The 23006-nt window shown below is 49.3% G+C and carries 21 protein-coding genes; 4 read left to right on the forward strand and 17 right to left on the reverse strand.

All coding sequences use genetic code 11. The annotated features are described in order from the left end of the window. Positions 1-70 precede the first annotated feature (70 nt). From AC50X8_RS22365 to AC50X8_RS22390, 6 genes are all read right to left on the reverse strand, one after another. A complete protein-coding gene (locus AC50X8_RS22365; protein ID WP_237163518.1) occupies positions 71-775 on the reverse strand; it encodes a sigma-70 family RNA polymerase sigma factor in 705 nt (234 codons plus the stop codon). Between the two features lie 44 nt (positions 776-819). After that, entirely contained in the window at positions 820-1272 is a 453-nt protein-coding gene (rsbW, locus tag AC50X8_RS22370) for an anti-sigma B factor RsbW (protein WP_056037167.1), read from the reverse strand. Positions 1273-1329: 57 nt separating this feature from the next. Further along, a complete protein-coding gene (locus AC50X8_RS22375; RefSeq protein ID WP_494881578.1) occupies positions 1330-1875 on the reverse strand; it encodes a DUF948 domain-containing protein in 546 nt (181 codons plus the stop codon). 147 nt (positions 1876-2022) lie between these two features. Further along, entirely contained in the window at positions 2023-2493 is a 471-nt protein-coding gene (locus AC50X8_RS22380) for an ATP-binding protein (protein WP_494881580.1), read from the reverse strand. 2 nt (positions 2494-2495) lie between these two features. Continuing rightward, positions 2496-2822 (reverse strand): STAS domain-containing protein, encoded by a 327-nt coding sequence (locus AC50X8_RS22385; protein ID WP_056037176.1) that lies wholly within the window; start codon positions 2820-2822, stop codon positions 2496-2498. A gap of 349 nt (positions 2823-3171) precedes the next feature. Continuing rightward, positions 3172-4314 carry a PP2C family protein-serine/threonine phosphatase gene (locus tag AC50X8_RS22390; RefSeq protein ID WP_494864164.1) on the reverse strand — a complete coding sequence of 381 codons (1143 nt, stop codon included), beginning with the start codon at positions 4312-4314 and terminating at the stop codon, positions 3172-3174. A gap of 224 nt (positions 4315-4538) precedes the next feature. Between AC50X8_RS22390 and AC50X8_RS22395 the strand changes: the two genes are divergently transcribed. Beyond that, the gene (locus AC50X8_RS22395; protein ID WP_056037182.1) at positions 4539-4916 is read left to right on the forward strand and encodes a YtxH domain-containing protein; all 378 of its coding nucleotides are present in this window, start codon (positions 4539-4541) and stop codon (positions 4914-4916) included. A 206-nt stretch (positions 4917-5122) separates the two neighbouring features. Here the strand turns inward: AC50X8_RS22395 and AC50X8_RS22400 are convergent, their stop codons facing one another. Further along, complete coding sequence (locus tag AC50X8_RS22400; protein WP_056037185.1) at positions 5123-6628, reverse strand: L-fucose/L-arabinose isomerase family protein; 1506 nt, start codon at positions 6626-6628, stop codon at positions 5123-5125. A gap of 118 nt (positions 6629-6746) precedes the next feature. On the opposite strand from AC50X8_RS22400, the gene AC50X8_RS22405 reads away from it, so the two are divergent. Beyond that, positions 6747-7634 (forward strand): AraC family transcriptional regulator, encoded by an 888-nt coding sequence (locus AC50X8_RS22405; protein WP_494881583.1) that lies wholly within the window; start codon positions 6747-6749, stop codon positions 7632-7634. Between the two features lie 242 nt (positions 7635-7876). Here the strand turns inward: AC50X8_RS22405 and AC50X8_RS22410 are convergent, their stop codons facing one another. From AC50X8_RS22410 to AC50X8_RS22455, 10 genes are all read right to left on the reverse strand, one after another. Continuing rightward, positions 7877-8590, reverse strand: a complete 714-nt coding sequence (locus AC50X8_RS22410; protein WP_494881585.1) for a Crp/Fnr family transcriptional regulator — start codon at positions 8588-8590, stop codon at positions 7877-7879. Positions 8591-8674: 84 nt separating this feature from the next. Continuing rightward, entirely contained in the window at positions 8675-9769 is a 1095-nt protein-coding gene (locus tag AC50X8_RS22415; RefSeq protein ID WP_056037194.1) for a carbohydrate ABC transporter permease, read from the reverse strand. Further along, positions 9769-10851, reverse strand: coding sequence for a carbohydrate ABC transporter permease (locus AC50X8_RS22420; protein ID WP_056037197.1), 1083 nt, complete (start codon positions 10849-10851; stop codon positions 9769-9771). Before AC50X8_RS22420 ends, AC50X8_RS22415 begins: the two co-directional genes overlap by 1 nt. A gap of 26 nt (positions 10852-10877) precedes the next feature. Then, positions 10878-12299 (reverse strand): ABC transporter substrate-binding protein, encoded by a 1422-nt coding sequence (locus AC50X8_RS22425; RefSeq protein ID WP_494864160.1) that lies wholly within the window; start codon positions 12297-12299, stop codon positions 10878-10880. 280 nt (positions 12300-12579) lie between these two features. Continuing rightward, positions 12580-13635 (reverse strand): LacI family DNA-binding transcriptional regulator, encoded by a 1056-nt coding sequence (locus AC50X8_RS22430; RefSeq protein ID WP_494881587.1) that lies wholly within the window; start codon positions 13633-13635, stop codon positions 12580-12582. Between the two features lie 81 nt (positions 13636-13716). Continuing rightward, positions 13717-14523, reverse strand: coding sequence for an alpha/beta fold hydrolase (locus AC50X8_RS22435; protein ID WP_494881589.1), 807 nt, complete (start codon positions 14521-14523; stop codon positions 13717-13719). Between the two features lie 91 nt (positions 14524-14614). After that, on the reverse strand, positions 14615-15898 hold the full coding sequence (locus AC50X8_RS22440) for an AAA family ATPase (RefSeq protein ID WP_494881591.1): 1284 nt from the start codon (positions 15896-15898) through the stop codon (positions 14615-14617). 386 nt (positions 15899-16284) lie between these two features. After that, on the reverse strand, positions 16285-17763 hold the full coding sequence (locus AC50X8_RS22445; protein WP_494881593.1) for a serine hydrolase domain-containing protein: 1479 nt from the start codon (positions 17761-17763) through the stop codon (positions 16285-16287). A 24-nt stretch (positions 17764-17787) separates the two neighbouring features. Beyond that, a complete protein-coding gene (locus AC50X8_RS22450) occupies positions 17788-18672 on the reverse strand; it encodes an ROK family protein (protein ID WP_056037214.1) in 885 nt (294 codons plus the stop codon). A 103-nt stretch (positions 18673-18775) separates the two neighbouring features. Beyond that, on the reverse strand, positions 18776-19375 hold the full coding sequence (locus AC50X8_RS22455) for a ribonuclease H-like YkuK family protein (RefSeq protein WP_494881595.1): 600 nt from the start codon (positions 19373-19375) through the stop codon (positions 18776-18778). A gap of 256 nt (positions 19376-19631) precedes the next feature. On the opposite strand from AC50X8_RS22455, the gene AC50X8_RS22460 reads away from it, so the two are divergent. Both AC50X8_RS22460 and AC50X8_RS22465 read left to right on the forward strand, forming a co-directional pair. Beyond that, positions 19632-20945 carry an ABC transporter substrate-binding protein gene (locus AC50X8_RS22460; protein ID WP_056037217.1) on the forward strand — a complete coding sequence of 438 codons (1314 nt, stop codon included), beginning with the start codon at positions 19632-19634 and terminating at the stop codon, positions 20943-20945. Between the two features lie 18 nt (positions 20946-20963). Then, on the forward strand, positions 20964-22652 hold the full coding sequence (locus AC50X8_RS22465; RefSeq protein ID WP_056037220.1) for a methyl-accepting chemotaxis protein: 1689 nt from the start codon (positions 20964-20966) through the stop codon (positions 22650-22652). Positions 22653-23006 lie beyond the last annotated feature (354 nt).

A 23006-nucleotide genomic window follows, 5' to 3' on the forward strand; every position in this document is an offset into this window, starting at 1 on the left:
TTCCCACCATCCCTACAACTCTATCATCATTGCTAAGAGTATGGCAAGGAAACGAGGCACGCGGAGAAACCTACAGCCATGCCCGCAGCTTCTCAATCGCACGCTTCTGAATACGGGAAACGCTCATTTGCGAAACGCCCAGCTTATCGGCTATCATTCGCTGCGACTGGCCTTCCTGATAGATTAGATGGATGACGGTCTGTTCCTCTTCCTTGAGACTTTTCATTGCTTCTCCTATATCCAGCTTCATATCAAGCGCTTTAAATTCATCGGACGGGTTCGCAATGAGATCGCCAATTGAAGCGCCATCCCCTTCGCTCGTCAGCGGTGTATCAAGCGAAGTGTAATGGTAATAATCACGTCCAGCCAAAATTTCAATCGTCTCTTCCTGCGTAAGCTCCAGATGGGCGGCGATTTCCTCCACTTTCGGCGAGCGTTCCAGCTTTACCGTCAGCTCATCAATCGCATGCTGAAGCATGCTGCCCTTTTCCTTCACACGTCTAGGAACTTGAATATACCAAGAGCGGTCACGCAAATAATTTTTCAAATTGCCAATGACGCTTTTCATCGCATAACCTTCAAACGGAATACCGATTGAAGGGTCGTATTGTTTAAAGAGCCGAAGCAGCGACATCTGGCCTACCTGATATAAATCCTCATATAAATCCGGGCGGCTGCGAGACATTTTGCCAGCAGCCATCCGAACGATATCCTCATAATGCACCAGAAGCGCCGTAGCCGCTTCATTACAACCTTCATCACGGTAGGTTTGCATGAATGCGGCGATTTCGCTTGGACCTTTGGAGGAGGGTTTTGTACTCATGCCATCTCCTCTTTTCTGCCAAGCAGTTTTGTAAGAATGACCTCCGTACCGCTAGTCGTATTCACTTCCACATGATCCATGAGCGCCTGCATCATATACAGACCAAGTCCGCCAATTGGAGCCTCGCTAAGCCTCGTCGCATGAAGCGCTCCCGCTGTACGGTTAACAGCCTGTTCGTAATTAAAGCTGGTTCCATTGTCACGAACACAAATTTTCAAGCCGTCAAGCTGCTGTTCAAAACTCACATGAAGCTCGCCCGAGCCGCGATGCTCATAACCATGTATAATCGCGTTATTGCACGCCTCGCCCACAGCTACCTTCATATCTTCAATTTGCTCATATTCAAAACCTAATTTAACGGCAAGACCATATAAGGTCAATCTTACGATATCGAGATAATCTGCCTCCGCTGGAATTGTCAACTGCACCGATGTTTTCATATCAGCCATTCTTTCCTTTCTACAGTAAAATGTTAAGTTCTGTACGTCATGCTGCAAATGATCTGTTTACTGTCTGCTTGAAGCTGTATTATGCATAGCAACTGGCCTGGATACATTGTCTGCTGCTGCCGTATTGGCTTTACGCTCTACAAGCATCTGCAGCACCTTCGCCGCAAGCGTTGCTCCTTGGGCAATTAATTCCGTCTTCGTGCTATTCACTGCCACTTTCGGCCTTGCTGCTTCCGCTTTGGCTTGTACGACGGCTCTTTCTTGCCGCAGCTTCTGCCCCGTTTTCACAGAAGAAATGAGTGCGACAGCCGATTCCTTAACCGCAGAGGTCGCTTCCTGAACGACATGGCCTACATCATCCAGCGAGCCAAACAGCGAATCAAGCGATTTGAGCTTCATATTTACATCATCTGCAACAGAGTTTGTCGTTTGAACGACGCCCTTCACCTCTGTACCGATTGCCGATATCTCATGCTTCACTTCGACTAAAGTTACCCTCATCTCATCTAGAGAATACTTAAGCGATCTAAGCGCCTCTATCACATAATAAACGAGTATTGCAAAAGCAATTGCTGCTATCAAAACCCCTATTTCCCATAGCATAATCATAGCCTCCCTTACTTTCCTTGTGCTTCTTGTTACGTTTAAGTTACCCTGCTCCACAAGGAATGAAACAGCAGCTGGCCAGCGATATAAAAAAAGAAAACCACGACTTGCTGGGGCGTCCCATGCCTTAGTCGTGGTTATGTGTTATTGCAGCGGCAGAAGGCGCTTGGTCATGACAACCTGCGTACATTCGGCGGAATGTATATTAACCTCATCCATTAGCGCTTGCATTAAATACAAGCCCAGTCCGCCAACCTCCAAACCGCTCGTATCTTCACCTTCGAGCGGCCCTGCCTTTTCCATATAGGCGCCAGCTTCAAAGCCTGCTCCGCTATTCGTAATTTTAATCGTCAAGCTGTCTGGCAGCACTTCAAATTCAACTATAATTTGGAGCTCGTCCTCAGCTGCTTGAACAGCATCGGCCGCCTCCCGCTCGCCCGCTTGATGTGGCGTATAGTGTAAAACAGCGTTATTGCAAGCTTCTCCCACAGCAACCTTCATATCTTCGATATCCTCGTACGAAAAACCCATTTTAGAAGCAATACCGTACAGGCCAAGCCTCACGATATCCAAATATTGTGCGTCCGCCGGTATTTGCATCACAATACGCTTCATGCTTAGCTTACGGTCCCTTCGTTGATATAACCTGAAATGCCTGTAATATCAAATAGCCGCTTAATGCTTCTTGGAATATTTTTAACGATAAATTCGGCTTTCTTCTCATCACGCGCTTTAATGACCGACACCACGATGCCGATACCTGTACTATCGATATAAGCAAGGCGTTCCGTATCAAGAACCAGCGTTTTCTCTGTACGATTGACAACCGTTTCGAGCAGGGAGCGCAGCTCAGGCGCTGCGGCCAAATCAAGCTCACCGCCTACTTGTACAATTATCGCGCTATCCGTTTCATGAATAACTGCCTGAAATTTGTTTAACGTCATTGAACACACTCCCAAGGCAAATTTTAAGTAGATCATATCAATAACACCGTCACTGCACAAGCGGAGAACTGAGGGCCTGGAAGATCAGCTGCCTGCTTGCCACTTGCGGGATGAAAGCGACTATTACGTTTATCATGCCTACGTTTACAATGAAGGGATATGCAGCCGATCATGCTGTTCATAACAAAACCAGCATCTGCTGAAATAGTCAGATATCCTTATATTAAACCGTTTGGGATTGATTGAAACAGCTGGCGAGCAACGATTTCAAAATTATTTTTCCGTAAAAGCGTGCTGCCAGCTTTGGGCCTATCATTTCTTTCTATTAGTATCTCGCTCGTATTATCTATTACGCCTTCACTTTTGTTTCGACCGTAACGAGGCATATATCGTCCTGCTGGCTCACCTGTCCTAAACCTTCGAACAAATTCAGCACATGATCCTCAAGCTGTTCCCCATCTTCACCCAGCCTTGCTTGCAGCTGCTGAACGTCATCCTCTTGTCCTTTGGCGAGCTGATCCAGCAGACCATCGGTATAAAGCACGATTTTCACTTGGTTGCGATAAGAAATGCTGCCTTTCTTCACTTCAATGTTATCAAAAAATCCTAAGGCGCAGCAGCCTTCCGTCAGCAGCTGCGGTTTTTGATCCACAAAGGCGATGCCAGCGGGATGCCCGGCATTGACATATTCAATCGTCTGCTCCTTCGTGTCCAGCACATAATAGATAGCGGTAAAATAATAGTTCATCAGTTGATTCGAGCCTTGCAGCTGCATCATTCTCCGGTTCAGCTCAAGCACGACGAGCTCGGGATCGGAAATGCTTTTGATCGTATCCTGCAGGGCCGAATAAATATACATGCACACGAGCGAGGAAGAAATGCCATGGCCCATCATATCAAGCAAAATCACGCCATATTTTCCGCCGCCTAAGCAATACCAGGCATAAAAGTCGCCTGCCAGCTCAGAGGACGGCCGATAAATAGCATCGATTTTTACCCGCTCATTGTCTATCGGATCGCTTAATATGCTGCGCTGCACCTGCTTCGCCAAATTCAGCTCGAAGGAAATTCGCTGATCGCGCTCCCTATGCCAATCCTTTTCATATTTAAGACGAAGTGCTGAGCGAATGCGAGCCAGAAGCTCGACCTTATTAATCGGCTTCATGACATAATCGATCGCTCCCGCGTCCAGCGCTTCCGCCAGCTTGTTGGAATCCCCGAGCGCCGTAACAAAAATAACCGGAATATCGCGGTAGCGCTCGCTTTCCTGAATACGCCTGCACGCTTCAATGCCATCGATGCCCGGCATCATTAAATCCATTAGAATGAGAGAAACCGGCTGTTCCGTCGCATTCGGCTCATCTAGCTCCAAAATATCAAACAGCTCCATCGCTGAGGAGGCTGTTGCTAATTTCGTGTATCCGGCTTTTTGCAGTATTTTCTCTATTATGAGCAAATTAGTAGCGTTGTCGTCCACAATTGCAATTCGCATATGTTCGCGCTCCTTTCGTTGCTACAACTTAATCAACCTTTTTTTTCAAAGTGAAACGCTCTAGTAGTTATATCATAAACGATAATGCCATTCCATTCCTATATAAAATGATCCCTCCGCATTGTTCGATTGCCACTTCACATATTAAAGCTTGTTTCAAAAACGGCTAGGGAGGTTACTTAGTGACATGAGAGACGATAACCAGATAAGAGGAGAGGATTAATATGTCAAACCCTGTAAATGAAGCAAAATCAAACGGACTGCTAGCGGGAATTCTTATTGGAGGTGCGCTCGGTGCTTTGTCGGCCCTGCTGCTTGCTCCAAAAACAGGCTCCGAGCTGCGAAAATCTCTTTCCAATACCTGCTCAGATTTAACCCAAAAAACGGGTCGCTTAGCTTCCAACATTAGCGAGAAAACTAGCGATCTCGTTTCTACGATAGGCAACAAAACGCAAAGCCTCGCCACTACGGTTCGCGATGAGGCCTCCGACGTAGCCGACCATGCAAAGCAAAGCGCCGAGCATATCATTGGTTCAGTATCAGAGAAGGCTGAAGAGGCGAAGGAAGGCATTAAGGCGCAGCTAGAGGCGCCGAAAGTTTAATCGCACTGCTGCTTAACCTTAACGCTCCTTCATTCATAGGCATATAATAATTTGGTGTTCGAATATTAGGCGTACAAAATAAAGGAGCCTCCTCAGGGATGGCTCCTTTATTTTGTACGCCTTTAAAAGCAAGGATAAGCAAGAAAGCTGCTGTTGCTAAGAAACAGCGCAACTGTCATAGCAGCTGAATATTTTTTAGCTAACGTCTAACCCAGCGCCACATGCTTGATCTGCATCAGCTCCCCAACCTTGCTGAACAGCGAGGCATTATGTCCAATCGACATGGCGCAGTGATGGGTCGGAGCTTCGGCAAACCATGCCGTCATATAATCGTCTGGATGCTGCTTGAATTTTACTGGCGTCTGCGTATTGCCAATACGCATAATCGGTCCATTGGTTGACTCCGCCTCGCTGCTGATCAGCTTAAGCCTGCCATCTCCTGTCTGGGTCAAGTTCAGCGTCGTAATCGGTCCCGTACGTACCTTCGCTTCAACGGATACACCTGTTCCCTGTTTGCCATGATAGAGCCCCATGCCGCGCAATACAGGTCTTCCCTCAGATATGGCAATATGAAACGGTCCATCATGCCCAAGCAAAATCGTTTCATCAACGTAATCGACGACCACAATTTCCGAGAAGCTGCCGCCTGTGCCGAGGATATCGCATATTTTCATAGCGACGGCCGTCTTCAAATCTCCTTCTCCCGAGCAAGGAATACCTCTGGCTGTCAGCAAAGAATGCCCCACAATAAAGCCGCCTTGCAGCTGCTCGTATTCACCGCCCGGCGCACCATGATAATAATAGGTTAGCGCATCCAAATCATATTCGCGTACGAGTTTTTCCTGCGCTGCCGCCACCTTGCACGACCATTCAAGCTGCTCCTCCGTCGGTTTTCTGGCAATCGGATCAGAAGGAGAATCGCCGCTGAGCTGGAACATCGCCAGCACTTCATCCCGCTTGCGCTTCGTTTCCTGCGGCGTAACCGACCTTAGCATGCGATCCAAATCGCATATTTCCAGCACCTCTATATGAAGGCCGGTCTGAGCCTGAAGCATCGTAAAATCGCTATACATGTCCAGCATGCCGCTATACGTATTGCCAAGAAAACCGAAGCGGCTATGGCGCAGCGTGCGCGGAACACCCGCCGCCCTTACCCATTCCTCAATCTCACGCCAGGCGCGAACAGCTTCCTTACGCCCGCTCGTTACCTCATTCGTCAGTGAAATATCCGGTGTATAATCTAGTCCCAGCAAGCCATTTACAACTTTAAATGGTATACCGGCACGATTAAACGCGTTAGCAAACTCCGGAACCGGACAAGCGCCGCAGTGCGCCAGCCATTCTCCTGTCGTTGAACCTTCATAATTCATTCGCTCGGTCGGCTGCAAATTAAGAAACACGACTGGCGCTTTATTGATTTGATGGATAGGCAATACCGTCGAGCTGGTTGAATACGTAGCGGCATGACAAAACACTAAATCTACATTTTGCGTATTGAGCCATTCTCCCGCGCTGCGCCCCTCGCTTTCCGTATCCACCAGACCATAATTAAATACATCGGCCCACTGGGCGATTTTCTGCTCAATAAATGCCCCATATTGCTCAAGACGCTCGCGCAGGCCGGGGAACTGTTCCCAATACGCGCGCAGGCCAACAGAATACATGCCAATTCTCGGTTTGCGGGCAGGCTTAATCGGTGTCAGCAGTGACATGACGGATCATCCTCTCAGCTGCAATCATGTTTTATATGACTATTGTAAAGGCTTACAATATAATAAACATCAAACAAAGTTGTGCAAAAATAATAGAATCTTGGGGAGGCCTTCGTCCATGTCTGCTTATCGTGAAAAAGCCATTCATGCCTGGACGCCTGAATCCGTCCGCTTAGCCGCTACACCATCCTCATTCGCGAAATCCGCTCTTTTTTACATTCAGGAAATCGGACACTTTCAGGCCTTCGCCCCTTACTATACCGAGCGGGAGCAGCTTGAATCGTTTCTGCTCGTCTATACTTTAGCGGGTGCAGGCCGCCTGACGTACCGTGACATTACTTATGAGCTGCGGCCTCATCAGTTGTTTTTCATCGATTGCATGAGCTACCAGCATTATGCCGCAGATTCCGCTGCGGGCGGCAATTGGGAGCTTTTATGGGTACACCTCAACGGCAGCACCACATGCGGCTACTATGAGCAATTTGCTGCAAGCGGCTCTCCAGTTGTTACGCTTCGGCCAGAGTGCCGGATTCAGGCTTGCCTTACGCAATTGCTGCAAATGAATCGGCAAAAAAGCATACGCACAGAGCTGGCCAGCTCGCTATTGCTTGCTGAGCTTCTAACCGAGATACTGCTTGCCGCGCATGAACCGGAGCTGCTGAGCACAGAGCCTCCGCCCTATATTGCGGCAATCATTGAAAAATTCGAACAGCATTATGCCCAGAAAATGACGCTCGACCAGCTGGCACGCCAGCATGCGGTGAGCAAATACCATCTTGCCAAGCAATTCAAGCGCTATACAGGCTTCTCTCCCCACGAATACGTCATTGGCATTCGTATTTCACAAGCAAAGGAGCTATTGAAGTATTCGGATCAGCCTGTAGCCGATATTGCCCCGCTCGTAGGGATCGACAACGTCAGCCATTTTATCAACCTGTTTAAGGCGAGGGAAGGTGTGACGCCGCTTGCCTACCGTAAACAATGGCAGCCAGCATCTATCCGTTAAGCAGGAATAAAAAAGAAGGCCACCCTCCCAGTAGTGAAACACTACTTTCAGGGCGGCCTCTAGCAAGGCATCATGCTTGCTTAATAGAGAGGGCGCTTCGCTCAGAAGCGCATAATGAATAGGTAATGAATAAACGAGAGGATGACATCACGTCATTATTATTATCTTCTTCTTTTAGATCATAACAACTTCTCCCGCAAAAAAATGTAATCCAAATTACATTTTCGAAAAAATAGTTGCATTCAGCCTTCCTGAGCGATAGGGCCCTCAGCGTTCAGCCGGCCATCCTGCTGGATGGCGCCGATGACTTGCAGCTGCTCTTTGTCCAAAATGCTGATTTTTTTGCTCACAATGCGAATATAACCTTCATTTTGCATTTCAAGCAGCACCTTCGTTACCGTCTCCCGCACCGTCCCCGTCATATCAGCAATTTGCTGATGCGTCAGCTTCAGCCCAATCGTCGTTCCGTATTTATCCGACAGCCGCAGCAGCAGCCGCGATATGCGCGTACGCGCATTCGAAATCGTCAAATCGGTAATAAGCTCATTTGCTTTGCGCAGACGCTCCAGCGTAATGCTCAAAATATGAATCGCAATGCCCGGATTTTCCTTCAGCAGCCCAAAAAACTGCTCGCGCTTCAGCACATAAAGCGTGCTTTTCTCCAATACTTTCGCTGAGGCAGAACGCAGCTTTGTGCTGTCGATCAGCGCCATCTCGCCAAAATAGTCCCCCTCATGGAAAATGGCGAGGATAACCTCGCGATCCTCCTCATGACGGTAAATTTGTACGGCTCCGGCTTTAATCATATACAATTCATCGCCTTCATCCTGCTCCCAGAACAGCTGGGCGCCTTTGGCAAAGGTTCTCGTCACGAACAGCGGAGCGATTGCCGCCAGCTCCAAATCATTCATATGTTCAAAAAAGGGGAAGTTGCGCAAAAATGTAATATCTGACATCCTCAATCTCCTCCTACCCAGCTATTGTACCCAATCTTTCGGGCATACGCACGGGTTTCTTGAAGGAGAGGCGCCACTCGCTGCCTAACCTTTCACCGAGCCGCCCAATAAGCCGCGGACGAAATATTTTTGCAGGGCGAAAAATACGGTTAGCGGCATTAGCATCGAGACGAATGCAGCTGCCGTCAGCAGATGCCAGTCGCTTCCTTTTGACCCTACCATTGCGGCAATTCGCATAGACATGACCTGCACATCCGGCTGACTGCCGATGAACACCAAGGACACTAAATAATCGTTCCAAACCCAGAGAAACTGGAAAATGCCAATGGACGCAATCGCTGGAACCGACAATGGCAGAATGAGCCGTGTAAAAATCGTGAAGTTCGAAGCTCCGTCCATAAACGCCGATTCGAACAGATCTTTGGGCAGCTGGCTAATGAATGTATACATAAAATATATCGTCAGCGGCAAGCCGAAGCCCGTATGCGCAATCCATATGCCCAGGTAGCTGCCATTGAGGCCAAGTGCCGTGTAATCCTTCAAAATCGGGATGAGCGCAACCTGCAGCGGCACAACGAGCATCATAATAACGGCGACAAACATCGATCGCCGTAGTGGAAACCGCAGCCATGCAAAAGCATAAGCAGCAAATGTCGCGATTAGGATCGGAATAATTGTCGATGGAATCGTCACAACCATCGTATTGAGAAAGGCTTTGGAGAGCCCTTCTCCCTTTTGCGATCTAAGCGTGCCATCTGCCTGCATAATTTCAAAGTTTTTGCCCGTCAGCACGCCATTGTAGTTTTCCAGCGTGAAGTTCGTATTCACCTTCCAGTCCGGCTGCTGCACCTGGATCGTACGCGCCCGGCGGTTTTCCCAAATGAGCCTGCTGCCATCCTGCGCCGTGACGCCGCTGCGCAGCTGATCATCGTTAAACAGCTCGCCATTCACCTCAATCGGCTGGCGCAAATCCGTTTCCTTCGGCAGCGTAATCGTCGATTGCGTGACATAATCACGGTGCGGGAATACCGTCCACCAGCCGGTTTGCAAAATATCAACCGCAGGCCGGAACGAGGAGACCAAGAGGCCTACCGTCGGAATAAGCCAGATGAAGCAAATAAAAGCGAGTATGACGTTGACGATCGTTTTCGACATCGTCTTTTTCCTTGTCCGCTTCATCAGAATCCCCCCTGTTTCCGAAACTGCCGCAAATTAATGATGATGACGGGGATAACCGCGATGAGCAGCACAATCGCCAGCGTTGAGCCGTAGCCTGCATTGCGATACATGAAAAACTGGCGGTAAAACTGCGTCGCCACCACTTCCGTATCGTATTGCCCGCCAGTCATGACCATGACGACATCGAAAATTTTCAGCGTAAATACAATAATCGTCGTCGATACCGACAAAATCGTTCCTGAAATGGCCGGAATAATGATGCTGCGAAAAATACGAATTTCCCCCGCGCCGTCAATCCGCGCCGCCTCTAGCATATCCTCTGGCACGCCCTTGAGCGCCGCCGAGAACAGCACCATCGCAAACCCCGTCTGCATCCAAATCAGAATGGCGACGAGGAAAAGATTGTTCCAGGGCTGAAGCATGCTGGTGAAAGCCTGCGCTTCCCCTCCGAAGGCGACCACAATCGCATTGAGCAAACCGATCTGCTCATCACCCGGCTTGTAGAAATAAATAAATTTCCAAATGACGCCGGCAGCGACGAACGAAATCGCCATTGGCATAAAGATGATGCCTTTCGCCAGCTTCTCGAAGCTGCTGCGGTCAGCAAGCACGGCAATCAGCAGCCCTAAGCAGATACAGGCGGTAGCGCCAAAAACGACCCACATCAAATTGTTGCGCAGCGCCGTTAACAGCAAGCGATTCGTAAAAACTGCGGCATAATTGGAGAGGCCGACAAACTTCTCCGTGCCCGCATCCATAAGGCTCATATAGAAGGTGCGCAGCGTCGGAATGAGCAGCAGCCATCCGAGCAGCAAAGCTGCCGGTCCTACGAAAATAAAGGGCTGGATGCGCCGCTTCCAGATGTCTGGATATTGCTCCACTGCCCAGTTAAACGACCAATAAATCGAATAAACGCCCAGCACTCCCCAAATGATAGCAAGCAAAGCATATAATACAGATGGCAAATTCGTATCGCGCAGAAACAGGTAAATGCTTGAATGCAAAATCGCATTGACGAGCACGACAGCCAGAGTAACGGCAACGTTTCGCGATTTGCTCGTTTTTGGCGTGGAAGCTAGCATGGCCCAGCCCCTCCTTCAATTAAAATTTAATTATTGAAGCCTGACTGAATTTCTTTAAGCGCGCCATCCAAATCAACGGTGCCACTAATATAGTCCGTCATGCCTTTCCAGAACGTGCCTGCTCCTACCGAGCCAGGCATAAGGTCAGAGCCATCGAAGCGAAGCGTCGAAGCATTTTTCACCAGCTCGCCCATTCTGCGCTCCACATCTGTTGGATACCAATCAAGGCTTGCATCATTCATTGGCGCGACCACGCCGCCGGACTGCACCCAAGTCTTAATCGATTCGCCTGTCGTGAAAAATTCCATAACCGCACGCACTTCTGGACGGTCGTTATGCATCGCATACAAATCGCCGGCAACAAGTACAGGATTGCCATAGGCCTCATCAATCGACGGCAAATAGAACCAGTCATAATCCTCGCCGGATTTCAAGCCTTCAGGGAAGAAGCTTGTAATAAAGCTGGCTTGGCGATGCAGCCAGGCTTTAGGCGGATGATCGAACATTGGCGTCACCGAATCGCCGAATGAGGTCGTTACAATCGACTTGCGTCCGCCGTATACATAATCGTCGTTCAGCCAAATTTGCGACAGCTTCTCGAATGCATTTTTTACAGCAGGATCTGTAAATGGCAGCTCGCCTTTGACCCATTTGTCATAGTTTTCAGCTGTTGTGGTGCGCAGCATAATATCTTCGATCCAGTCAGTCGCAGGCCAGCCGGTTGCTGCTCCGCTCTCGATGCCAATTGCCCATGCCGGATCGCCGTCTGCGGCGATTTGCTCGGTTAGCGCCAGCAGCTCATCCCATGTTTTTGGTACGGTATAGCCCGCATCATCAAACTCTTTCTTCGGATACCAGACGAGGCTTTTCACGCTGCTGCGATTCCATACTCCGGCCATCATCGGTCCACTTGGCCCTTCCATCGTCGCCATATCCAGCCAGCTCTGATTGTAGTTGCCCTTCAGCTTATCGGCGTCCAAAAATTGCGACACATCGATAACCTTGCCCGATTTCACGAAATTCGCCAGCAGTCCCGGCTGCGGGAAGTCGGAAATATCCGGGGCATTGCCGCCATCGATCCGAATAGCAACGGTTGCTTCAAACTCCTTGGAGCCTTCATATTGAATATCGATACCCGTTTGTTCCTCAAACGCCTTGATGCTCTCCTCAAATTTCGCCTGGTCCACATCTACGAATGGGCCAAACATCGTGACTTTGGTACCTTTGTAGCTGCCGGCAAGCGCCTGCTCTAGCGGCGAACCATCTGCGTTTCCTGCCGGCTCCTGCGTAGCTTCCGCACTAGCCTCAGGCGTAGCTGTCGCTGCTGGTTCCTCGCTTGCAGCGCTATTGCTTCCGCCATTTCCACTGCTGCAAGCAGAAACAAGCAGCGCCAAAATGAGAACCATGCTCAGCATGAGCGTATAACCAAACTTAAATGGCTTTTTCAAAAGAACCATCCCCTTATCGTTCATAGTCAAGTGAATCGCAAGTCATTCTCGTTGATGAACGTTCGCCGCATGATGTACGTATGCCAGTTGTACGTCGTTCATGGAAGCTGTCTTCATATGGAGACTATCATCAAAGTGTAACGTTGCATCACTCCCTTCACGATTCAAACGAAATGAGAGGGCAGACGAAACCCCATGCTCCGCCCAAAATGAACACGCTTACATTAAACATATTCAGCAAATGAACCGCGGGTGACAAGAACAGCAAATAGGCATCGGCCTATGCTTTTTTATTCCCAATGCTGTGATGTAAGGTATGAGACAATGTATGAGACATGGGCAAAGTGGACTCTCTGACGATTAACTCGTGAGGAAGCCATTCTCTTAGGACAGCAGCTTCTCTTCCTTCAAGCTGCTCATGCATTTTTTCTACAGCTCTCCAGCCGATCGCATACATAGGCTGGGCAATCGTCGTCAGCTTCGGTATCGTCATCCAGGACATGCGCAGGTTGTCGAAGCCTACAACGGATACTTGATCGGGAACACGGATTCCGCGGTCATGCAAGCAGGAAATGACGCCCATTGCAAATTCATCGGAGCAAGCAAATACAGCAGTTAAGTGTGGGTGTCGGTCGAATAAGCGGGAGGTGGCTGCATATGCTTCTTCAAACCAGTGTGTTGCAAACTCTACGTAGTCTGCACAATGATGGAGGTTGTTTCGTTCGAGAGCCCGGACGAAGCCGTCATGGCGGGTCTGACCTGAGATGGGGTCGGGCAGCGTGAAGCAGATGAGGCCAATATGCTGATGCCCTTGTTCAATTAAATAACTGACCGCTTCGAAAGCGGCTGCCTCCTCGTCAACCTTGACGGATGGAAGCTCGTATTCGAAAGACACGGTAGACACAAGCACGACAGGATAACCGCAAGCTTGCATCGTCTCGTAATACTGCTTCTGGACATAATCGCTGACGAACAATAAACCGTCGGCCTGCTGCTTGTTCAACGTATCCAGATAAGAAATAGTTCGCTCCGGCACTCGGTCCGTATTGCAAATCATCAAATTGTAGCCGAGCTGCTTAGCCGCATCCTCCATGCCGCGAATAATTTCGCCAAAATAAGCATTGCGGATGTCGGGAATGAGAACACCAAGCATTTGCGACTTTTTGAAAATAAGACCTCGGGCCAGCGCATTCGGGTGGTAATTCAAGCTTTCAATCGCTTCTAGCACACGCTGTCGCTTATCCTTCGTGACCGATTCCGGCGCATTCATCACACGGGAAACGGTGCTGATGGATACGTTAGCCATTCTAGCAACGTCGCGGATCGTAGGCTTCATCGCCAAACCATCCTTTATTTTCTTTTTTTGAAAACCTTTTCAACGTCATTATAATGGCTAAAATATCCTTTTGCAACCGTTTTATTTTTGCAGCTTCGAAAGCCAAGCATTGATTGCGGCTGCTACCTCGTCCGCCTGCTCGGATGCCGTTATCGTTGCATCGTTGTCGCCGGACTGCTTGCCATAGGTACCGAAGCCGCCGTGATTTCCGCCTTCAATCGATACATATTCGGTCTGATCGGCAGGCAAGTTTTTCTTGGACTGCTCCCACGTTTCCTTGTTCAGCACAGCATCCAGCGTTCCCGTAATTTGCAACGCTGCAAGCTTGCTGCCGCTCAAATCAGCGCCGTCATCGGCATATGCGCCCATGAAAAAGATGCCGGCCAGCTTATTCGGATTCTCTGCTGCATATCTCGCAGCAAAGGCTCCGCCAAGCGAATGCCCGCCGATCACGTAGCTTTCTTCTGGATGCTCCGCTATGTATTCATCTGCGCGGTCCTGCGCAGTGAGCGCCAAGTTAAATGGCATGGAAGCAATATAAACGCGATGTCCAGCTTCTGCAAGACGCCTTGCAAGCGGCGCATAACTTTCCGGCTTCACCAGCCCTCCTGGATAAAAAATAATATTAGGCGAGAGCAGCTCTTTGCCTTCCCCCGGCTCAAAACGGTAGCCATGCTTCAGCTCGCTTACCTGAACCGAGCTGTCGCTATCCAGCGCGGCCAGCGCTTCTTCCAGCGGACTATACGTCTTCGCCTGCAAAAACAAAATAATTCCCAGGATGAGAATAATGACGACAATGGCTGCCCATAACAGCACTCGCTTCCAAGGCGAACGACGGCGTCCACGCGAATGCCGGGATACCGAGATTGCATTTGAACCATAATCCATTTCCGTTTCGACTCTCCTTTCATTTCAGACGTAATCGGATGGCAGCATCCTTTGCCGCCATCCGATTACGTTTATTAGCTGCCAGACATACTTAAACCGGCTGAAAGCCCACCGGCTTTTGTCCCTTGTCAGCCATCCATACTCCGCGGCGATCCTTATCAAAGTCTGTTTTCAGCTCTTCAATGACCCGCTTCAAATCTACACTTTGCTCGTAGTGCTTCTGCAGCGCCGCGGACACATACAGCTCATTGAGCTGGGCAAACGAGAAGCCCTCGGTAAATTTCGCTGCGTCCTCCATAAGTCCATCTGCTTCCTCTGCCAGCCTCCCGAACCCTTTGCGCTGCAAATAGGCGAGCCGCAGCTCTTTATCCGGCAGCTTCATCTCATAGGCCCGGTCGAAACGGCCGGCGCGGTTCATGAGCGCCGGATCGATTTTTTCCGGATAGTTCGTAGTGCCGATCAGGAACAGCCCTTCACGGGACGTTGCCCCGTCGAGCGTATTGAGGAAGAAGGAGCGTGCCGAATCCGGCATCGAATCAATATCCTCAATGACGAGAATCATGGGCGCCATTTTCATCGCGGCGGAAAACACCTGTTGAATCGAATCACTCGTCGTATACTCGGTAATTTGCCAGTAGGCGACTGGAGCCTCTACGCTGCCCGCGATTGATTTTACTAGCGTCGTCTTGCCGTTCCCCGGCTTGCCATACAGTAAAATACCCCTTTTGTACGGCACGTTATAGGTTTGGAAAAACTCGCGATCCCTAGAGAAAAACTCATCAATGGAACGATAGATTTGCTGCTTCAAGGAATCGCTCATCATCACCTCGTCGCGTTCCACCATACGCGTAATTTGCTCCTTGCTGCGCTCAAACCCTTCCTTCGTATCGGTGAAAATCGTCACGCGCCGCTCGCTAAGCTGCCGCTCCTGCATCGCTTCGAGAAAAGCACGCATCGACTCATCATTTTTCGCGAAAATAATATCTTCCGTATTCAGACCATACTGGCGCAAAAACGGGATACGCGCGAAAGCTACCTCATATTCGGGATAAGTAATGACATTATTGCGCAGCGAAGGATTGATCCGGTAATTGGCTTCGGACTTCGAATCCTCAAAGCGGAATGAGCGATCCTCCACCAAGTCGTATATAGCGGCCTCCCGCTTTACCCCTTCGTATCCGCTCGCGAGATCATCCGATACCCAGTCCCACACATCGTCCCCGTCATCCTGCATGTACAGCTGCATAGGTGAGTCGAATGCTTCCTCCAGCATGTTTTTAATCGTTTGGACGGCCGTTGCATAATTGAAATAATCATCGGTGGACTGGCCTGCTTCTGCTTTGAAAATATAAGGTTTATACGTTTTGGTAATCATAAATGGGGCATTATCTCCTTTAAAATAGGAATTACGATTGGGCTTGTCCGCCCCTCCCGTCAGGCACAAGGTGAAACGGCTGTCGCCGTCCTCTGGCGGCTTGGCGCGTTTCAGTCCGAGAAATATAGAGAAAGTATGGCGAAATCATATACTTTCCTATATTTGGACAAAAAAAGACCGCAAGCCATCAGCCTACGGTCTACCTGCATATGAAGAGAAGCTGCCTGCGGCAGCGGCCTATAATAAATAAGCCACTTCCTCTTCATGCTTATGCTTAAAACGGCCCGTAGAGGCCCATGGACATTATACGGCTATGACACAAACGCTTCATGACCAAAGGCCTCCTTTCTCCGCAGCTTCAAGTTTAATAGAATAGTTGTCAAATGCTAGATTGAAAGCCGCTCGCCAGCAAGCTCGCCATGCCGGGTTACAAAATCAAAATGCTTGTAGGCGATCGTAATACGACTGCCGCTGAATGTGCAAATGACCTCGTCATGATAAGGCGTAAAGACGCGGCAAATATCGAAAACCAGCATGTCGCTGCTCAGCCATGTCGCACGGGATGCTGTGGCTTCATAGGCCAGCTCATTGCCATAATACCATTCTTGATGACCAGAGTCCAGACGATGCGCACCTGCCGCATCGCTCCACATTAAAGTTGTCACTTCTCCGCCAAATGTCAGGCTAAGCTCTGTGACCCCATCCACGTTTGGCTCTACCTCATAACGAATCGTGCCTTCGGCAAATAGAGGGCGTGGCTGCGCAGCGCGCTCCACAAGAACAAGGCTGCCCAGCTTCTCCCGCAAGTCCGCCAGCTCAGCTTTATTTTCTGGCAGCGCATGCGGCAGCATGGCCGGCAGCAAATGCTCCCACATCATGTCCATCACTAGCTGCATATCCTGCACAAAGCTGTTGATGGCAATTACCGCATCCTGCTCCGGCAGGACGACGCAATATTGGCCGAAAGCCCCATCGCCTCTATAGGCGCCATGTCTGCATTGCCAAAATTGATAGCCATAGCCCTGCTGCCAATCCGTGCCGGAGCCTGTTACGACGTCCCCGTGATTGATGTTGTCCACCTGCTTGGCAGTCGCCTGTTCAATCCATTCGGCGGAAATAATCCGCTTGCCGTTAAACATGCCTTTATCCAGCAGCATTTGGCCAAAACGCGCCCAATCCCCCGTTTTCAGCCTGGCTCCCCAGCCCCCAGTAGCTTCGCCATCAGGCGCCGCATCCCATGCTGGACGCTCAATACCGAGCGGCTCAAACAGCCGCGGCATTAAATAGTCCGGCAGATCAAGACCGCTCACCCGCTGTACAAGCGCTGACAGCATATGGCTGGCCCCGCTGTTGTAGAGGAAAAAAGTGCCTGGCTCACGATCAATCGGCTGCTCGAAAAATCCTTTTATCCAATTGCGGTCGGCCCGGTCGCCTACTTTGGGAGTGACGTGATCCGACAACCAGGATTGGAACATATCAAAGCGTGCCGTGTCGTTTGTATGTCCGGTGGACATCGTAAGCAAATGGCGAATTTTAAGCCCGCCCATATTGGCTTTGACCTCCTCGGTCGCTTCCTCGGGAAAATAGTCCAGCACCGCATCCTCCACGGAAAGCAGCCCTTCTTCCACCGCGAAGCCAATCGCCATTGAACTCAGGCTTTTAGTGAGCGAGTAAGCAATATGCTGCCTGTCTGCTTGATAGGGCGTCCACCACCCTTCGGCTACTACATGCCCATGCCGGACAAGCATCAGGCCATGCAGCTCCAACTTATTATCTGCAATGCCTGCCAAAAAAGAACGAATAGCTTGCGAGCTTATTCCCTGACTTTCCGGTGTTGCACGAGGTAATTCATATGGTTTCTGCATGACCGTCTCCTTTTAATGGACTGCTTATTTCCCGCTATTCTTCAAAGCGTCAAGCCCAAGCGCAAGCGAGCCGCATAGTCCGGCATTGTCGCCTAGTCCTGGCGATACGATATAATTTTCAATGTTGTTCAAAATTTCCGACGCCTGCACATAACCGTTCAAGGCGCGTTTCACTTCGGCGTGAATAAGCGGGAACAGCTGCGATTGGTGCATAACACCGCCGCCCAAAATAATTTTACGAGGCGACAGCAGCAAAATGCTGCCCGCTACAGCCTGTGCGATATAAAAAGCTTCCATCTCCCACGCCTTATGCTCTGGCGGAAGCTCTACTGCCTTGACGCCCCAGCGCTTCTCAATAGCAGGACCTGCCGCTACGCCTTCCAGACAGTCGCCATGATAAGGGCAAAAACCATCATAGGTATCCTCAGGATGACGGCGAGTCAATATATGGCCGCCCTCCGGGTGCACAAGCCCATGGACCAACTTGCCCTCCGAATAAACGCCTACACCTACGCCAGTGCCAATCGTATAATAAATGCAGCTGTCCAAACCTTTAGCAGCACCCCACACCGCTTCCCCGTAAGCCGCCGCATTCACATCTGTATCCCAGCCATAAGGCACGTTATAATGCGCTTTCAGCGCGCCAAGAAAATCAAAGTTCCCCCAGCCCGGTTTAGGTGTCGTTGTAACAAACCCGTATTGCGGGCTGGATTTATCAATATTAATCGGACCGAATGTGCCGACGCCAATCGCCTCAACCTGCTTGTCCTTGAAATAGTCGATTACATTCGCCATCGTTATTTCTGGTTTTTCCGTCGGGAAGCTTACCCGATCCTCAATAACGCCATGCTCATTGCCTACACCACATACAAATTTTGTACCGCCTGCCTCAATTGCCCCAATACGCACGATAATCCCTGCTTTCTATTCCTATGATCTAACAGAAATATACCATGCTGGGCAGCTAAGTGCCACAGTATATGCAAGAAAACTTGCCTGAAATATAGCTGCTTCAGAGCAGGCTCCTGCGCTTATAGCGGGGCACCGCTTTTTTCGTAAAACGGTTGGCGTAGGAAGAAGCCGCATAAGAGTCCGGCTTGACCCGCGGGGCATAGGTTCCCATTCCCTGCACCCGCTCTACCATTTCCTGCACATACAGCGAGGTTTCATTAATAGAAGGCACCGTTCCAGCATCAATATCAATGAAATGCGCCAGTGAGGCCCCTTGATACACATAAGGCAGCAGCAAATCCTCCATTCGCTTCAGCACGCCATCCTTGAAATAATAGCCAACCTCCTGCGACAAAACCGTCTCCAGCGTCAGCTTCTCTCTAAGCTTCATCATTTCCCGGGGAACAACCGTTTGGCGGTAGCAGGCCCAGGCCCCATTTCCAATTCTGTGAATGACAACCCCCGTAACAAACTTCGTATACCCGCGAAATACTTGGCTGTCCGTCCCCACTACAAAATGATACGATGCCCGCACATCGCTAGAAATAAAGCTGCAAATCCGCTCACTGACATCCTGAAAGGTTAAGCGGGTTTCGGTCACATTTTGGAACGATAATCCCTCTGGTATAATCAGCTGCTGATTGCTTCCTGCTATGGACACGATCGAAAATTCCTCCCCTTGTGACAAGGTGAAACGGCCGAAAGCCGTCCGCTGGCAGGCGCTCCACTTCGTTGCCGTCCCCCGGCTTCGATGCCAGGTCTTCTTCTAATACCTATGCGAACAGTGCAGCAAAATAGTATTCGCCATCAGTTCAATAAAGTTGGACATGTCAGCTCTAATTAAAAAAATTGTAAATCCGATATAGTAAGTATTAAACAATTTATAAATGGCAAAAAAAGCCGCAAGGGGGAAATAAGTGAAGACAGCTCATAAAATCCGATTCATCATCCTTACTGTCGTCATTGTTGCTTTAATCGCTACTGGCTGCACGAATGAAGGCGCTACTACACAGTCTGAAGCAACAGAAAATGGGCAAAAAACGCTTAAAGTTTATTGGTGGGGCAATGATGGAAGACGTGAAAGAACGCTTAAAGTTATTGATTTATTTGAAAAGCAATATCCAACTATTAAAGTTGAACCAGTAGATGCAACTAACGCCGACTATTGGACACTGCTCGCCATGAAAGCAGCTGATCAAGACTTCCCTGATGTCATCCAAATGGACTATAAATATATAGATGAGTTTGCCAAGCGCAAGCTGATATTGCCCCTGGATGATTTGGCTGCAAACGGCAAGCTTGATCTTTCTGATCTTGATGCAAGCTCGCGCACGACAGGCACAATAGACGACAAGCTTTACGGCGTCGTTACTGGCATAAATGCACTAAGCATGATGTATAACCCGGAAATATTCGAAAAGGCTGGCGTTCCCGTTCCGGAAGCAGGCTATACGTATGAAGATTTCATTCAAACAGCCCGTGATCTTAAAGAAAAAATAAATGAGCCGGACTTTGTCCCAATCGGAACGGATTCGCTCGACTTTGCTTATTACCTCAGACAGCGGGGAGCAAGCTACTATTCCAAGGACGGCAGCTCGCTCGGCTATGATAAGGATGAATATTTATCCGACTTCTTCACGATGGAGAAAATGCTTATCGATGAAGGTCTGATGGCAAGCGTAGCCCTACTTAAAGACCGCTCAGCGGATAAAGATGCGCTTATCGCAAATCAACTCGCTGCTTTCCATAGGCTGACGAGCAACAACGTCGTCTCCTTTACTAACTTGTCAGGCAAAGCATTGAAGCTGCTGCCGCTTCCAGCCTTTAAAGGCGGCTCTGAAGGAAACTATGTCAAGCCTTCGATGTATTTCTCGATCTCTGCCTATACGAAGCTGCAGGATGAAGCAGCTTTATTCGTTGACTTTTTCTTCAACAATTTTGAAGCGAATGAAATTTTGCTTGGCGAACGCGGTGTTCCTGCCACAGCCAAGGTGCGCGAGCATCTGCTCAGCACAATGAAGGAAACCGATAAAGAGCAATACACGTACATGGGTGAAGTTGAGAAAAATTCAAGCCCGCTTGATCCGCCAGTTCCCCTAACATCCAGCAGCATCAACACATTGTTCACCAAAATTAGAAATCAAACGCTGCTTGGGCAAATTACGCCGGTTGAAGCCGCAAAACAATTCCGGGACGGCGCGAATGAAATTTTCGCAGATGCCGCTTCTTAGGGGAAAGGACAATAACCGATGAAACTAACGATTAGTAAAAAGCTTTACGGCGGATTTTTCTCGATTCTGCTGCTGCTCATTGTGATCGCTACTCTCAACTATGTGGAGATTGGCTCGATTAACAGCACCTATCAGAAGCTGCTTCAGGAACGCGCCCATAGTGTCAGTCTCGTCAAAGATTTAAGCCTCGCTATTAAAAATGAAAACTTGAACATTACAGGCTATCTTCTGATGAATGACGAAGCGGAAATCGATGCCTACCGTGATTCCGTTCGTCGTTATAATGAAGTCAGCCAGCAGCTGCAGGGCATGACAACCGATTCAAATGACTGGCTGCTGCTGCAAGGACTCGATTTGCTTCAGCAAAGCTATACGAGCAATGCCGAGGAAATGATTGAATTCAAGAAACAGAATAAAGTAGAGGATTATATGCGCCTCGCCGCCAAAAACGAACCGATTATCAGTAAATTTATGGAAACGGCAGACCGTTTCGTTCTAGAACAAGAAGAGGTGCTTCGCCTAAGCTCGGAGGACACCTCGTCCAAAGTGGCAAGCACGAAGCTGATGGTTCTCATTATTTCGCTGCTCACGATTGTTGTAGGCCTTGCTATTGCATATTTCATCAGCCGGATGATTACGGTGCCCATTGTTCGAATTACTGCCGTCGCAGAGCGAATTGCGAATGGGGATTTGACAAGCGAAGCCGTTAAGGTGAAAAATCGTGATGAACTAGGCGTTTTAGCCGCATCTTTTAATTCGATGTCGCAAAATTTACGCCATTTGATTGAGCAAGTGTCACAAAATGCACTGCAAGTTGCAGCTTCGTCCGAGCAGTTAACTGCCGGGGCTGAACAGACGACTAAAGCAACCGAGCAGGTCGTTGAAATTATTGAGCAGGTAGCAGGAGGCTCCGAGGAGCAAATTAAAGCTGTTCAGGAAAGCGTAGCTTTTGTGAACAATATGTCAGTGGAGGCGAGCGGCATTGCGGCGAGCGCCCTTCAGGTTTCGGAGAAATCGCGGGCAGCTGCTCAGACTGCCGTAGATGGAACAGTGGCGGTACAATCCGCTGTCGAGCAAATGGGCCATATTCAGTCTACGGTGCAAAATATTGCGGAGGACGTTAGCATTTTAGGCTCACGCTCCGATGAAATCGGCAAAATCGTCGAGGTAATCGCGGGCATTGCCCAGCAAACGAATCTGCTGGCGCTTAACGCCGCGATTGAAGCTGCACGCGCGGGAGAAGCAGGACGCGGCTTCGCTGTCGTCTCCGCAGAGGTTCGCAAGCTGGCAGAGCAATCGACTGAGTCCAGCCAGCAAATTGCCGTGCTCGTCCGCTCCATTCAGTCGGATACAGAACGTACCGTCCAATCCGTTCATGACGGCAAGGAAGTCGTACAAGCAGGGATTGCTGCGGTATCTGCGGCGGGTGAGTCCTTTAACAACATCAAGCAAGCCGTTAATTCCGTGACCTTGCAAATCCACTCGGTATCCGAAGCCTCGCAGCAAATGTCCGAGGATACGAATAAGCTGGCGGCTTCCCTGCAAGGCGTAGCCGAGGTAGCAGAAGAAACGTCCTCCGGCGCAATAAGCGTATCGGCCGCAACCGAGCAGCAGCTCGCAACGATGGAGGAAATCACCTCCTCGTCCCAAGCGCTCGCTAAAATGTCCGAAGAGCTGCTGCAATTCGTTAAGGATGTTAAGCTTTAGAGATTAGGGGAAAAATTGCCACGTTTGATTTTCCGACAAGCGCGAAAAAAAATCGAATACCTTCAAGAACGTGCTTCTATATCGTAAGATGTAGGAGCTGTTCTTGAAGGTGTTTTTGTATCTATATTCAAATATTATTTGAATATAAATAACCAGCCGCTGGTTGATTCACCGACGACTGGTTATAAAAAACTTACAAGTTATGTTGTCCCTGTCTCGAAAACAGGGAATATTCTACAAGAGAGATTCCAACCTTTTTATTAAGCGCCTAACTATTCATAATTCATAAACAAATTTATTATAAGCATAATAACTAAATAAGTGAATGCCAATGAGAGAACCAGCTTTAAAAGA

It is taken from the genome of Paenibacillus sp. JT22N15, from assembly GCF_059383755.1.